The following is a 15762-nucleotide window of genomic DNA, read 5'->3' as shown; positions in this document are numbered from 1 at the left end:
TGACTGAATACAAAAACATTATCGTAACCGGTGGTGCAGGTTTCATCGGTTCAAACTTCGTACACTATGTCTACAACAATCTATCCAGTACGTACATGTGACTAGTACCTTGACAAACTCACTTACGCTGGTAACCGTGCTAACATTGAAGAAATCCTTGGTGACCGTGTTGAATTGGTTGTAGGGGACATTGCTGATGCTGAATTGGTTGATAAATTGGCTGCTAAGGCTGATGCTATTGTCCACTATGCGGCTGAAAGCCACAATGATAATTCATTGAACGACCCATCACCATTTATCCACACAAACTTCATTGGTACTTACACACTCTTGGAAGCTGCTCGTAAATACGATATTCGTTTCCACCACGTGTCAACAGACGAAGTTTATGGTGACCTTCCATTGCGTGAAGATCTTCCTGGACACGGTGAAGGTCCTGGTGAAAATTCACAGCAGAAACAAAATACAACCCATCATCACCATACTCATCAACTAAGGCTGCTTCAGACCTTATCGTTAAAGCATGGGTGCGTTCATTTGGTGTTAAGGCAACTATTTCAAACTGCTCAAACAACTATGGACCATACCAACACATCGAAAAATTCATCCCACGTCAAATCACCAACATCTTGTCAGGGATTAAACCAAAACTTTATGGTGAAGGTAAAATGTCCGTGACTGGATTCACACTAACGACCACTCAACTGGTGTTTGGGCTATCCTCACTAAAGGTCGTATCGGTGAAACTTACTTGATTGGTGCCGATGGTGAAAAGAACAACAAGGAAGTGCTCGAGCTTATCCTTGAAAAAATGGGGCAACCCAAAGATGCTTACGATCGTGTAACAGACCGTGCTGGTCATGATTTGCGTTACGCTATTGACTCAACAAAATTGCGTGAAGAACTTGGTTGGGAACCACAATTCACAAACTTTGAATCAGGTTTGGAAGAAACAATCAAGTGGTACACAGATCACCAAGACTGGTGGAAAGCCGAAAAAGAAGCTGTTGAAGCTAACTACGCTAAGACACAAGAAGTGCTTAAATAATTGGAAAATCTATCACTTCCAAGCTAGTGATAGATTTTTCTATTAAGAAATATTAGGAGAGATGATGAATAGAAAAGAATGGATTGAATATTTTGAAGCGATTAATAATCGTAAGCCCACTATTCAGGAGTGTCAGCAGGCCCTTCTAAATGGTGAATTTGTTATAGAAGGAAAACAAGCTACTTTTTCCAACAATGGAAATTCTGTGACTGAAGGAGCCATGCCCTTACCAAATCAAATGACTGGTCAAATGGTTAACCCAGCTTATTCACAACAAATGGTCTTTGTTAAGAAGAAAAAGTTTGGCAAGAAGACTTTTATTGGTCTTGGGATTGCTTTATTTCTTGTTGTAGCAACAAGTCTTGGCCTCTTTTTGTTTTCTTCCAAAGGAACAAACTTGGGTGGCTTGTGGGTAAATGGTAATAATGACGGGCTTGTTTATGATTTAAAAGAAAAGAATTCAAAACTTTTTACTGGCTATAGGGAAGATAATATTAAAGAAGTTACTCTCGGTAAGAAGGTTCGACAAGAGTTTGAAAGAAGCATAAAGGCGGTAAGTGATTCAAAACTAAAATCTATTGCTGATTTTGACAAGAAGTACCAATTTCATACAAAAGAGATCATACTGGTTAAGACTGAACGATATGGCTACTATAATCTGGTTCAGAAGGATGGAACAAATGTCATTTTAGACATAGGCTTATCAGAAGTATTTTCCCACGGATCAAACACTAAAGAATTTAAAAAGAGATGTCTTTTTTATAAGGCGGAGGTTCCAAAAGCCTTTGTTGGTAACTGGAAGAAATTTGATGAGGATGATGACGCCGAAGGAAAAGCTACTATCTCTGAAAATGGTGTTATATCTACAGATTCTGATGATACAGATATCTTAATTGCTAAACCTTTAAGAGAATATCTGGTGAACAAATCAGGTAAAGTAGATAATGATAAGGTGCAGAAAGCATTTGATAAAATACAGAAGTCTCTTAAGTCACATGGTTATCAGGCTAAGAGTGTTAATGATATCTACCACGATGAGAGAAGTTCCTACTATTTAGCAGTTGTAGATGGTGGCAAGCGCATTGTTATCTTAGAGGATAGCTATGGAGATCTCTATTCGGGTTATATCGAAAGAGAAGACAAATAGTAATTAGGATACCTCTAGCAGGTAAGAAGTACCTAAATAAGATGCAGAAGTCTATCATTCCTCTAGGAGTGATGGGCTTTTTTTACTTGTAAATACGACATTAACTTAAGACAAGGATACAAATAATGACATAAATGTTACAAAATTACAAACAATGCTTGATTTTTGTAACAAAATAGATATAATAGACATATAGAAAGAGGTTTATGAAAATGAAAGATAAAGTTATCCGTGTTTGTTCACTTGTTTTGCTGTCAGTAGCTGTTTCTGCAAGCCTTGTCGGATGTGGGTCTAAGTCAGAAAAAGACACCGCAGCATCATCTACAACGTCAACTTCTAAAGTTGTGAAGTCATCAGCAAAAACAAAAGCATCTGAGAAGAAATCTGCTAAAAAGTCTAAGACAGAGGATTCATCTTCAAAGGATTCTCAAGGTCAAGAAGAAGCGAGTACTCCTGAAGCTAGCTCTTCAAAAAATCAAGCTACAGCTGGAAATGATGCTCAAGGAGGAACAAGTGGTAGTGCTGCATCTGAGTCAAACAAGTCTAGTCAAACAACAAGGGATAGCCAAAGCGACGCTCCTGTTCCAGCAGCATTAGTGGGAACTTGGACTGGTACCAGTCCTCAAGCAACAGACATTAGTTTTACAGTTGATGCTGATGGGAACATCACTTCAAAAGCTAATTTCAATGTTGATTACGAACCTTACCGTCAAAGTTCAACGACTGCTAAAGCCGTCCAAATTTCTGGTAATCTCTACGTTTGGGAAGGTGGCGATTTTTCAACCTTGCTTCCTGGTATTACTGGACTAGGGGGAGCTGGTTTCCAAGCTAAGCCTGGTTTTATTCTTGAAAATGGAACCTACACGCCAGTCCAATTCATCTCTGATTTGGGACCAAGCTTTGATTATAGTAACTACAAAGCTTTCCCATTCTCATTAACAAAATAATAGGAAGAGGCTATCTGAAGAGATAGCTTCTTTTTGCGTCAAACTCTTCTTTTTCAAGGTCTCATTTCTGCTTAAAAAATGGTAGAATAGTTACATGCAAACAAAACCAACGTCAGCCTATGTGCATATTCCATTTTGCACACAAATTTGTTATTATTGTGACTTTTCCAAGGTATTTATTAAAAATCAGCCCGTTGATGACTACCTACGGGCTTTGATTCGTGAGTGGGAGCTTTTAGATATCAAGGAACTTCGCACCCTTTACATTGGTGGTGGGACACCGACAGCTATTTCTGCCGAGCAATTGGACTATCTTTTAAGCAATCTTCAGAAGAACTTGGATTTGTCTAAGTTGGAGGAATTTACTATTGAGGCCAATCCTGGGGATTTGACGGTTGATAAGATTGAAGTACTCAAAAAATCTGCTGTTAATCGGGTGTCTCTAGGGGTTCAGACCTTTGATGACAAGCATTTGCGTCAAATTGGTCGCAGTCACAATCAAGCACAAATTTATGAAAGTATTGATAGTTTGAAGGCTGCTGGTTTTCATAATATTTCCATTGACCTCATTTATGCCCTACCTGGTCAAACCATGGATCAGGTTAAGGAAAATGTGAGAAAGGCTATAGAACTGGATATTCCACACCTAAGTCTCTACAGTTTGATCTTGGAACATCACACGGTCTTTATGAATAAGATGCGTCGGGGTAAGCTCAATCTGCCAACTGAGGATTTGGAAGCAGAGATGTTTGACTATATTATCCAAGAGTTGGAAAAAAATGGTTTTGAGCATTATGAGATTTCCAATTTTACCAAACCTGGGATGGAGAGTCGACATAATCTCATGTATTGGAATAATGATGAGTATTATGGTGTTGGTGCTGGGGCCTCTGGTTATGTCAATGGTGTCCGTTACCGTAATCGAGGGCCTATCCAGCATTACCTAAAGGCTATAGCAGAGGATGGGCATGCTAGACTTCACGAGGAGCATCTGACTAAGGCGGAGATGATGGAGGAGGAGTTCTTCCTTGGCTTACGGAAAAAATCAGGCGTATCTATCAAACGGTTTGAAGAGAAGTTTGGCTTATCATTTGCAGATACTTATGGGGACATTGTGGAAAAACTACAAGCAGATGGGCTTTTGGTTAAGGATCCAGATGTGGTTCGTATGACCAAACGGGGCCTCTTTCTGGGAGATAATGTCGCTGAGCAATTTATATTGGAGGATTAGATGGGATTAAAGTTTAGTATTCCTTATCAGATTCCGTTTTATGAGACGGATATTACACATCAGGTGAAATTACCACACTTATTGGCATTTTCCTTGCAAGTATCAGCCATGCAGTCTGAGTCTCTTGGTAATGCAGATGACGCAGTTTTTGAGCAATATGGTCTGGTTTGGATTGTGACAGATTATGCTATCGAAATTGACCGCCTGCCTCGCTACAATGAAAAAGTAACCATTACAACGGAAGCTATTTCCTATAATAAGATTTTCTGTTACCGTAATTTTTACATCACTGATGAAGCTGGTCAGCAAATCATGCTCTTTAAGACCACTTTTGCCCTCATGGATTATGAGACTCGTAAGGTAGCTGAGGTTCCAGACGAGTTGGTGGCGCCTTATGAAGCTGAAAAGACTAAAAAGTTGCTTCGAGGTCCTCGCTACAAGGTTTTGGAAAATCCCGTTGATACCTTATACCGTGTGCGCTATTTTGACTTAGACATGAATGGTCACGTTAACAATAGTAAGTATTTGGAGTGGATGTTGGATGTTTTCGATTTGGACTTTTTGACCAAGTACACGCCAGCCCACATTGATCTTAAGTATGTGAAAGAGATTCATCATGGGTCAGAAATTTATTCAGGTTACGAGTTTGACCAAGAAAGTTTGAGTAGTCAACATCAGATTTGTGTTGATGGCAATATTCATGCTCATGCCATCATCCAATGGAAGGAAATAGGAGACGAGTAAGATGACATATAAGGGTTATTTGATTGATTTAGATGGAACCATTTACAAGGGTAAGGACCGTATTCCTGAAGGGGAGGCTTTTGTTAAGGAATTGCAGAAGCGCCAGATTCCTTATCTTTTTGTAACTAATAACAGTATGCGTACACCAGAAATGGTCCAAGAACTTTTGCGTAATCAATGCGAATTAGAAACGCCTCTTGAAACTATTTATACAGCAACCTTGGCGACAGTTGACTACATGAACGATATGAATCGTGGCAAGACGGTTTATGTTATCGGTGAGACTGGGCTTAAATCTGCTATTGCGGAAGCGGGATATACGGTAGATGAGGAAAATCCTGCCTATGTTGTGGTGGGCTTGGATCGTGAAGTCACTTATGAAATGTTGGTTAAAGCAACGCTTGCCATCCACAAAGGGGCTATATTTATTGGAACTAACCCAGATTTGAATATCCCAACTGAACGTGGTCTTCTTCCAGGTGCTGGTTCCCTCTTAGCTCTTATCGAGGCGGCTACCCGTGTGAAACCAATCATTATTGGTAAGCCTAAAGCTATTATCATGAACAAGGCTCTTGAAATCCTTGGGACAGAACGTAGCCAAACTATCGTGGTTGGTGATAATTACTTGACTGATATTACAGCTGGCATTAAAAATGACTTTCCAACACTTCTTGTGACAACTGGATTTACCAAGGCAGAAGAGGTTGCGAATTTACCAGTAAAACCCGACCATGTACTTTCTAGTCTAGCGGAGTGGGATTTTGATGCGAACTAAGATTGAGGCTATTCTGACTCCGATTTGGCTCTTGGCCCTGTCTATCTTAGTGACGATTTATCTGGCATGGGGCTTTTATTATTTTGATATTGACTGGATGCATCTTTTGGACTATGTCATTCTTGGCAAGACAGAGCTCTGGCATAATTTCAATATCCTCATGCAGTACCTGACCTTTCCTTGGGTTGGTCATCTGTCCATGCCTGATTTTCCATCGTCGGAGAGTGGGCTTAAGCATTTTCATGATGTCAAGTGGCTCTTTCACTTGGTTCAGGGGCTAGTTATCCTACTGGCTTATCCAGCTGTGACCTTTCTTTGGCGAAATGTGAAGAAGGGGACCTTTGGTCTTTATCGTAGACTTTATCTGAGTCTTGCTGTTTTGCCAGTCCTGATCGGCCTTGTGGGTCTTTTTCTTGGATTTGATGAGTTTTTTACGCTCTTTCATGAAGCCCTTTTTCCTGGAGATAGCAGTTGGCTCTTTAATCCACTATTGGATCCGATTATTAATGTTTTGCCTGAAGACTATTTCCTTCAATGTTTTGTGATTTTCTTTTTTATCTACGAGGGCATCATGGTAACTTTGACTTGTCTTGCCCATAAGCAGCTTAAACGGTATTTAAAGAATAAGGAGTAATGATGACGATTCGTGATAACCATTTGCATACCCATCATTCCTATGATTCGGATGCGGACTTTACTGATTATTTAACACATTTTGATGGCGAGATTGTAACGACGGAGCATTATGATCTCTCTAATCCTTATACCAAACAGGATGATGTACCTGAGTACGAGGCCTATAGTCGTGAGATTGAAAGTCTTAATCGCAAGTATGGCAATCGTATTAAACGTGGTATCGAAATCGGTTATTATCAGCCTAGAGAAAAGGATATTTTGGCCTTTTTGGATGGGAAGGACTATGATCTCAAACTGCTTTCGGTTCACCATAATGGGGTCAATGATTATCTTGATGATGAGGTAGCTGATATGGATAAGACCAGCATCATTCGAGAATATCTAGATAAGTTGGAGTATGCTATTGGTCGAGTAGATGCAGATGTCCTAGCCCACTTTGACTATGGTTTCCGCCTGTTTGAGGTGACTGTTGATGAGCTAAAAGCCTATGAGGAGCAGCTTAAACGTATTTTCCAGAAAATGATGGCTAATGATTTGGCTTTTGAGCTGAATGCAAAGAGCATGTACCTTTATCACCATGAAGATCTCTATCGTTATGCCTTAGGTCTGGTCAAGGACATGGGATGTCGTAAGTATTCTATTGGCTCTGATGGGCATAAGTTAGAGCATTTCCGTCTGAACTTTGATAAGATTCAGGAGCTCTTGAGAGAATTTGACATTACAGAAGATATGATTATCTAACGTAGACAGCTTCAGTTGAGGCTGTCTTTTCTTAAGCAAAACTTAAACGAAAGGCGTGGTTATGGGATTTATAGAAGACTTTAAGCTTTCCTTGTTATGCTAATTTCAAGTAAAAGGAACTTACGGTTTCGATCTTATCTTTTAAAATTGGAGGTCTTCTATGAAATTCTTAAAAAGGCATGCTTATGCCTTACTCTTCACCCTTTTTCTGATGGGGGCAAATGTCTATTCCCTTTTAAAGGTCTTTGTCATTCCCTCGGCAGTCTCAACGGTTTCAGCTAATACGACTAGCCCAAGCACAGCTTCGTCGACAGCATCTACCAGCACTGGTAAGGTCACTAAGACGGATACGACTTATAAAGATGACAATATGGAAATTGAAATCACGACGGGTAAAACCAGTGATACCACTTACTATGTTGCTGATATCAAACTTTCAAGTGCGGACTACCTTAAAACGGCATTGGCACAAAACACCTATGGTACCAATATTACTGACACCACTTCAAGTATTGCCCAACAAAATAATGCTATTTTTGCCATCAATGGTGACTATTATGGGGCTAACCAGTCAGGCTATGTGATTAAAAATGGCCAAGTCTATCGTGATACGGATCGAAACAGTGACTATGAGGATCTAGCGGTTTACTCAGACGGTAGCTTCAAGACCTTTAAGGAGAGCGATACAACGGCTCAAAAACTGGTCGATTCAGGTGTGGTTAATACCTTTGCCTTTGGTCCAACCTTGGTTGAAAATGGTAAGGTAGCTGTCTCAGAAAATGAGGAGGTCGGTCAAGCCATGGCTGACAATCCACGTACAGCCATCGGAGTTATCGAAGAAAGTGATGGTAGTGTGCACTATATTGTCATTGTCTCGGATGGTCGTACCAGTGAGTCGTCAGGGTTGACTCTGTATGAAATGGCAGAATTGATGAAATCTTATGGCGTGACGACAGCTTACAACCTTGATGATGGTGGCTCATCAACCATGTATTTTAATGGTCAAGTCATTAATAAGCCAACCACAAACGGAAATAAAATTTCAGAAAGGGCGGTGAGCGATATTGTTTACATCGGTTACTAAAAAATCAGCCAGCAAACACTTTTTCACCTACATTGGTCTAACCATTTTTAGCTTAGTATTTACCTTTGTCTATGAGCGCTTTTCTTATGGTGAATCATCTATGTTTATGCGTATGATGTTCTTTGCACCATTGGCTGGAGCTTTGATTTATCTGCTAACAGGGGTGGAAATGTCTTGGGTAAGAAATCGTGCCTCAAAACTTCTCTTTAATTCAGCCATCGCTGTTGTCGCCAGTGCCTGTCTGGTTAAGGGAATTGTTGAAGTGTCAGGCCGTACGACTAGCGTGGATATGCCCTATTGGTACGTTGCTGTAGGACTGCTTTGCTTGAGCTTGATAACTGGTATTATCAGACCTAAAAAACTGGCTTAAAAATAAGAGCTTGGGGCAAGGTGATATAGTCCTACTTAAGTAGACAGTAAAAATACATAAAGTACTGTTTACGAAAGTAGGATTTTTATTATGTCTAGAAAAAGTAAGGTTTCTTTTGAAGGCAAGCTGAGGGCTGTTACCTGGTATCTTGAAGGTAAAGCCTCCTGTTCTCAACTAGCTCGTCAGTTTGGGGTCAATCCTTGTACTATTAAAGACTGGGCTACAGCCTATCAATATCAAGGGCACGAGGGGCTAAAGTCTCTAAAGCATAACCAAAATTATTCTACAGAGTTTAAGCTAAAATGCATTGAAGCCTATTTAACAGGAGAAGGTTCCCTTCAAGAATTAGCTAGAAAATTTGGGCTAAGAAGTCATGAACAAATCAGACAATGGGTTTTCAGGTATAATAGTCATAAAGAACTAAAGGATTACAATCCTATTCCGGAGGTTTATCATATGACTAGCAGAAAAACAACGAAAGAAGAACGTTTAGAAATCGTTAACTATTGTTTAGATCATGACTCTAATTATAAGGAGACCGCTCAAAAATTTGGCTGTAGTTATGCTCAGGTTTACAACTGGTGTAGAAAGTACAAACTTAAGGGGCTAGAAGGGCTAAACGACAATCGCGGTCGAAAGCCTAGTGAAGATAGCTTAACCGAGTTAGAAAAGGCGAATCGTAAGATCAAAGAACTTGAAAGAAGGCTTGAGATTAGTCAGAATGAAAGTGAATTCTTAAAAAAACTGAGAGAATTAGAAAGGAGTTGGTTACAGGAGAACCTAAACAAAGACTAATCGCTCAAAATCATGCTCTAAAACTGAAGTTATATCAGTTCATTAAAACAAGCCACAAAGAAAAAGGGTGTCCTATCAGTTGACCCTAGAGACCAAACAAATGCATTACTGGAGCCGTTCTAGAAATGAGCTTTGGCATAAGGGAGCCACATCTGGTCATTTCCAACATGTCAAAAGCATCAAGACTGACTGTGATCAGGACACCTTGCTTATCGCCGTGGAACAAGAAGGAGCAGCCTGTCATACAGGAGCCCACAGCTGTTTCTTTACGGATATATATGATGACAGACAAGACAGATAGGAGTAGCTATGTTAGAAACACTTTATAAGGAAGCCTTAGATCGTAAAAAGAATCCCAAAGAAGGGTCTTATACCAATTACCTTTTTGACAAGGGACTAGACAAGATTCTTAAAAAGGTTGGCGAAGAAGCGACAGAAGTTGTGATTGGGGCCAAAAATGCTGATAAAGAAGAAATTGCCAATGAGACTGCAGATGTCCTCTATCACCTAGCAGTCATGCTCGTTGAAACAGGGGTCAGCCCTGAAGACGTTGAAGCCGTACTTAAAGCCCGTCAGGGCAAACAAAGCAATGTTCCATGACCGAAAAGAAGTAACGGATTATTGAGGATTATCTCAACCGATTTGAACTAAGATGAAAAGCCTGAAGTGATGATTCAGGCTTTTTTGCTAGAGGAATTCTAATGATTTTGTCCTTCTAACTACAATGAGAAAGCGCTTTAAAATGCTATAATAGGAGTGAAGAAAGCTCGTTTATTTTGAAAGATTAGGTGTGCTTATTTATACAAATCATTGAGGAAAGGAAGGATGTCCTATGATGAAAAATACTCCTAGTATTTTAAAGCTTTCTCGTTTAGTTATTGTCCTCCTCTGTTCTAGTCTTTTAGACAGAAACCTTACTCTTTTTAGTCAGCTATAGGGTCCAACATACTCTTGTATTTGCTTAATAAACGGTTTCAACATTCCAAACCATAATAGAAATATGTCATCTCTTAAGCTTGGGGCAGCCCTTGAAGGCTTTAAAATACAACTTATAAACCATAGACTACCGTCACGTGATTTCGGTAGTTTTTTAGATTAGAAATATTGCTAATCAATTTAAGTTATGGTTAAAAAACGAAACTGGAATGATAAAGTAAAGAAATGGCTGAAAAAAATATGCTATAATGAAATTGTTTGAATTATGTAGATTTCATTCAAACTAGGAAAATGAAAAGAGGACCTAAAATGGGAAAAAGGTACATTATAAGCTTCACAAAGTTAAGAAGCAGTGGGTGACGATTGCCGTCACTTCGGCAGCACTTGCCTCTATCGTAGGTGGTGCTACAGTAGCTAATCAAAAGGTTTCAGCCGATGAAACAACGAAACCAGTTGCCTCTACGACAGCTGAAAGCGATGTTGTCGTTGAAACGCATGAAGTAGCCGCTCCAGCAGCAACTGCTACGACAGATGCGACAGCAGTAACAACTGACAAGGCTGCTGATACTATAACAGTCGAAACTCCTGCGGCAGCAAGCACTGCAGCAGATACAAGTGCTAATACTGCAGTACCAGCAACAACTGATCGTGCAGCAGTAGTAAATGATGCAACAACAGAAGCACCAGCTACAACTGCGACTGCGACAGATACAACGCTTACAGTAGCTGAAAAACCAAAATCTGGTGTTACTGAAAAAGAAGAAACAGCAGCACTCTCTTTGGACAACATCAAACAAGTTGATGGTAAATACTATTATGTCAAAGAAGATGGTTCATACAAAACAAACTTTGCTGTTTCAGTTAATGGCCAGTTGCTTTACTTTGGTAAAGATGGTGCTTTGACAAGCACATCAACACACTCGTTCACACCAGGTACAACTAATCTAGTTGATGCTTTCTCTTCACATAACCGTGCTTACGATTCTAAGAAGAAAGCTTTGAGTTGGTAGATGGTTATTTGACACCTAATAGCTGGTACCGTCCAGTCACTATTTTGGAAAATGGTGAAAAATGGCGTGTATCAACTGAGAAAGACTTTCGTCCACTTTTGATGGCATGGTGGCCTGATGTAGATACACAAGTTGCCTACCTCAATACTTTCTCTAAACACTTTAACCTTAACGCAACTTATTCAACCAGCCAAAGTCAATCTGAATTGAATGCAGCTGCTAAGACAATTCAAATTAAGATTGAACAAGAAATTTCAGCTAAAAAATCAACTGAATGGCTTCGTCAAGCAATTGAGTCTTTTGTAAAAGAACAAGACCAGTGGAATACTACAACTGAAAACTATACCCTTGCTGACCACCTTCAAGGGGGAGCTCTTCTTTATGTCAATAATGACAAGACACCTTGGGCAAATTCTGATTACCGTTTGCTTAACCGTACACCAAGTAACCAAGATGGTTCTCTAAATGGTACAGGAAGATACTTGGGTGGTTATGAATTCCTACTTGCCAATGACGTTGATAACTCAAATCCAGTTGTGCAAGCTGAGCAGTTGAACCAAATTCACTATCTTGTGAACTGGGGATCAATTGTTATGGGTGATAAGGATGCTAACTTTGATGGTATCCGTGTTGATGCAGTTGACAATGTCGATGCTGACCTTCTCCAAGTTTATACAAACTACTTCCGAGCAGCCTTTGGTGTGGATAAATCTGAAGCCAATGCACTCGCTCACATTTCTATCCTTGAAGCTTGGGATTTAAATGATAATGCTTATAATCAAAAACATGATGGTGCAGCCCTTGCCATGGATAATAACCTTCGTTATGCAATTATGGGTGCACTTTATGGATCGGGCTCTTCATTGAAAGATTTGATTACTAGCAGTTTGACAGACCGTACAAATAATAGTAAGTATGGAGATACACAAGCTAACTATATCTTTGCACGTGCTCATGATAACCTTGTTCAAGATATCATTCGTGATATTGTTCAAAAAGAGATCAATCCAAAATCAGATGGTTATACCATGACTGATGCTGAATTGAAACGTGCCTTTGAAATCTATAATGAAGATATGAAGAAGGCAGAAAAACGTTATACTATTAACAATATTCCAGCTGCCTATGCTTTGATTCTTCAAAATATGGAGCAGGTAACTCGTGTTTATTATGGAGATCTCTATACGGATAACGGCCAATATATGGCTACCAAGTCTCCTTACTACGATGCTATCACAACGCTCTTGAAGAACCGTATGAAATATGTTTCAGGTGGACAATCGATGAAAGTCGACACGTTCAATGGAAAAGAAATCTTGTCATCTGTTCGTTACGGTAAAGATATTATGACTGCTGACCAAACTACGGGTGTAGCAGAAACAAGTAAACATTCTGGTATGTTGACACTTATTGCCAATAATCAGGATTTCTCACTGGGTGATGGTACTTTGAAAGTTAACATGGGTAAACTTCATGCTAACCAAGCCTACCGTCCATTACTTCTTGGTACTGATAAGGGAATTGTCACTTACGAAAATGATGCGGCAGCAGCTGGAAAAATTAAATACACTGATGCTGAAGGGAACTTGACTTTCAGTGGAGATGAAATCAAGGGGTATCGAACTGTTGATATGAGAGGTTATCTTGGTGTTTGGGTACCAGTAGGTGCGCCTGATAACCAAGATATCCGTGTTAAAGGTTCAGATAAGAAACTTGACAAGACATTTTCTGCTACTGAAGCATTGGACTCACAAGTTATCTATGAAGGTTTCTCAAACTTCCAAGATTTTGTTGAAAAAGATAGCCAATATACTAATAAATTGATTGCAGAAAATGCAGAACTCTTCAAGTCATGGGGAATCACATCATTCGAGATGGCTCCTCAATTTGTATCGGCTGATGACCGTACCTTCCTTGATTCTGTTATCCAAAATGGTTATGCCTTTACTGACCGATATGACCTTGCCATGAGCAAGAATAACAAATACGGTTCTAAAGAAGATCTTCGTGATGCACTTAAAGCCCTTCACAAGCAAGGTATTCAAGCAATTGCTGACTGGGTTCCAGATCAACTTTACCAATTGCCAGGACAAGAAGTTGTAACAGCAACACGTGCTAATAGTTATGGTACTCCAAAGGCCAATGCTTATATCAATAACACTTTATATGTTGCAAATTCTAAATCATCAGGTAAGGACTTCCAAGCTCAATATGGTGGTGAGTTCCTTGATGAGCTCCAAAAGAAATATCCACAGTTGTTTGAAGATGTGATGATATCAACTGGTAAGAAGATTGATCCATCTGTTAAAATCAAGCAATGGTCTGCTAAGTACATGAATGGTACTAATATCCTTGGTCGTGGTAGTCGTTATGTTCTCAGTAACGATGCTACTGGTCGCTACTATCAAGTTACTGATAATGGTATCTTCTTGCCAAAACCTTTGACAGATCAAGGTGGTAAGACAGGTTTCTACTATGATGGTAAGGGTATGGCCTACTTTGATAATAGTGGTTTCCAAGCTAAGAATGCCTTCATTAAATATGCTGGAAATTACTATTACTTCGATAAAGAAGGTTATATGTTAACTGGTCGTCAAGATGTCGATGGTAAGACTTATTTCTTCTTGCCAAACGGTATCCAGCTTCGTGATTCTATTTATCAACAGGATGGTAAATATTATTACTTTGGTAGCTTTGGTGAGCAGTACAAAGATGGTTACTTTGTATTCGATGTACCGAAAGAAGGTACTTCAGAAACAGAAGCTAAATTCCGTTATTTCTCACCAACTGGAGAAATGGCTGTTGGCTTGACTCATGCTGGTGGAGGATTGCAATACTTTGATGAAAATGGCTTCCAAGCTAAAGGTACTAAGTATGTTACTCCAGACGGAAAACTCTACTTCTTCGATAAAAATTCAGGTAATGCCTACACAAATCGTTGGGCTGAAATCGATGGTATCTGGTATGAATTCAATGATCAAGGCTATGCACAAGCTAAGAAGGGTGAATTCTACACAACAGATGGCTCAACATGGTTCTACCGTGATGCAGCTGGTAAAAATGTGACAGGTGCCCTTACTTTGGATGGTCACGAATACTACTTCCGTGCAAATGGTGCCCAAGTTAAAGGTGAATTTGTTACTGAAAATGGCAAGATTAGCTACTACACTGTAGATAATGGTTACAAGGTTAAAGACAAGTTCTTCGAAGTAAACGGCAAGTGGTACCATGCTGATAAGGATGGTAACCTCGCCACAGGTCGTCAAACAATTGACCACCTTAACTATTACTTCAATGCTGATGGAAGCCAAGTTAAATCTGATTTCTTCACTCTTGATGGTGGTAAGACATGGTACTACGCCAAAGATAATGGTGAAATCGTGACAGGTGCGTATAGCGTTGGTGGTAAAAACTATTACTTCAAAGAAGATGGTAGCCAAGTTAAAGGTGACTTTGTTAAGAATGCTGATGGTTCACTTTCTTACTATGATAAAGATTCAGGGGAGCGTCTCAATAACCGTTTCTTGACAACTGGTAACAATGTTTGGTACTACTTCAAAGATGGTAAGGCTGTAACAGGACGCCAAAATATCGATGGTAAAGAGTATTACTTTGATCATTTGGGACGTCAAGTTAAAGGTAGCCCAATCAGCACACCAAAAGGAGTGGAATACTACGAATCAGTTCTTGGAGAACGTGTGACAAACACATGGATCACTTTCCAAGACGGTAAGACTGTCTTCTTCGATGAAAATGGTTATGCTGATTTTGATAAATAATCAATCAATCTAATCTTAATCTGAGAGATTAAGTGAAAAACGATATGATTTGACATGAATTTATAGGTGAAATTTCTTGAAAACGAGAATCGTTTAAAGAAATTTTGCCTTTTTTGCTCCTTAAAGAAAAAAATCTGACAAATATCAATTTTGAGTCAGAATCGTTGTAAAAGCCATTGTATCAAGGGTTTTAGTGGTTTTTATAGAAAATAGTTTTACTTATCAAATGATATGAAAATGAGAATTGAAAGCCTATGAAATAGGTGTGTTACAAAACTTTTCTAATGTTGCTGTTATGTTACATATAATTTATAAAAAACAATTAATTCGAGAAATAGTTAGAAAATAATGATATAATGTAATTGTTTGAAATCGGATAGATTTCAGTCTGATTTTGACAAATAAAATCACGGGGAAAATTATAATGGAAAATAAGGTACACTATAAGCTTCATAAAGTTAAGAAGCAATGGGTCACAATTGCAGTTGCCTCTGCAGCACTTGCTACTGTCGTAGGAGG

The 15762-nt window shown here is 39.3% G+C and carries 10 protein-coding genes and 4 pseudogenes; all 14 read left to right on the top strand.

Annotated features, from left to right (window positions below):
• Positions 1-1048, top strand: a pseudogene (gene rfbB / locus HSISS2_RS04335) (dTDP-glucose 4,6-dehydratase); the annotation flags it as partial.
• A 64-nt stretch (positions 1049-1112) separates the two neighbouring features.
• Positions 1113-2195 (top strand): hypothetical protein, encoded by a 1083-nt coding sequence (locus tag HSISS2_RS04330; protein ID WP_021145572.1) that lies wholly within the window; start codon positions 1113-1115, stop codon positions 2193-2195.
• A 206-nt stretch (positions 2196-2401) separates the two neighbouring features.
• Complete coding sequence (locus HSISS2_RS04325) at positions 2402-3142, top strand: hypothetical protein (RefSeq protein WP_042766994.1); 741 nt, start codon at positions 2402-2404, stop codon at positions 3140-3142.
• Between the two features lie 94 nt (positions 3143-3236).
• The gene (gene hemW / locus HSISS2_RS04320; protein ID WP_021145570.1) at positions 3237-4373 is read left to right on the top strand and encodes a radical SAM family heme chaperone HemW; all 1137 of its coding nucleotides are present in this window, start codon (positions 3237-3239) and stop codon (positions 4371-4373) included.
• Positions 4374-5117, top strand: coding sequence for an acyl-ACP thioesterase domain-containing protein (locus HSISS2_RS04315; protein ID WP_021145569.1), 744 nt, complete (start codon positions 4374-4376; stop codon positions 5115-5117).
• A 1-nt stretch (position 5118) separates the two neighbouring features.
• Positions 5119-5892, top strand: a complete 774-nt coding sequence (locus HSISS2_RS04310) for a TIGR01457 family HAD-type hydrolase (RefSeq protein WP_021145568.1) — start codon at positions 5119-5121, stop codon at positions 5890-5892.
• A complete protein-coding gene (locus tag HSISS2_RS04305; protein ID WP_021145567.1) occupies positions 5882-6526 on the top strand; it encodes a TIGR01906 family membrane protein in 645 nt (214 codons plus the stop codon). Before HSISS2_RS04310 ends, HSISS2_RS04305 begins: the two co-directional genes overlap by 11 nt.
• Positions 6527-6534: 8 nt before the next feature.
• Positions 6535-7269, top strand: a complete 735-nt coding sequence (locus tag HSISS2_RS04300) for a PHP domain-containing protein (protein WP_042767209.1) — start codon at positions 6535-6537, stop codon at positions 7267-7269.
• Positions 7270-7429: 160 nt separating this feature from the next.
• Complete coding sequence (locus HSISS2_RS04295; RefSeq protein ID WP_021145565.1) at positions 7430-8353, top strand: phosphodiester glycosidase family protein; 924 nt, start codon at positions 7430-7432, stop codon at positions 8351-8353.
• The gene (locus tag HSISS2_RS04290; RefSeq protein ID WP_042766993.1) at positions 8334-8723 is read left to right on the top strand and encodes a hypothetical protein; all 390 of its coding nucleotides are present in this window, start codon (positions 8334-8336) and stop codon (positions 8721-8723) included. The genes HSISS2_RS04295 and HSISS2_RS04290 overlap by 20 nt, the downstream gene beginning before the upstream one ends.
• A 90-nt stretch (positions 8724-8813) precedes the next feature.
• Positions 8814-9518 carry a helix-turn-helix domain-containing protein gene (locus tag HSISS2_RS04285; RefSeq protein WP_021145563.1) on the top strand — a complete coding sequence of 235 codons (705 nt, stop codon included), beginning with the start codon at positions 8814-8816 and terminating at the stop codon, positions 9516-9518.
• Between the two features lie 67 nt (positions 9519-9585).
• Positions 9586-9819 (top strand): annotated as a pseudogene (locus tag HSISS2_RS04280) (phosphoribosyl-AMP cyclohydrolase); the annotation flags it as partial.
• Between the two features lie 8 nt (positions 9820-9827).
• Positions 9828-10143 (top strand): annotated as a pseudogene (gene hisE / locus HSISS2_RS04275) (phosphoribosyl-ATP diphosphatase).
• Between the two features lie 667 nt (positions 10144-10810).
• Positions 10811-15243 (top strand): annotated as a pseudogene (locus tag HSISS2_RS04270) (glycoside hydrolase family 70 protein).
• Positions 15244-15762 lie beyond the last annotated feature (519 nt).

The sequence above is a fragment of the Streptococcus sp. HSISS2 genome, from assembly GCF_000448665.1.
GTDB classification, from domain to species: Bacteria; Bacillota; Bacilli; order Lactobacillales; family Streptococcaceae; genus Streptococcus; species Streptococcus raffinosi.
The sequence above is the reverse complement of the archived record's forward strand: the minus strand, read 5'-3'. Positions and strand labels throughout refer to the sequence as shown.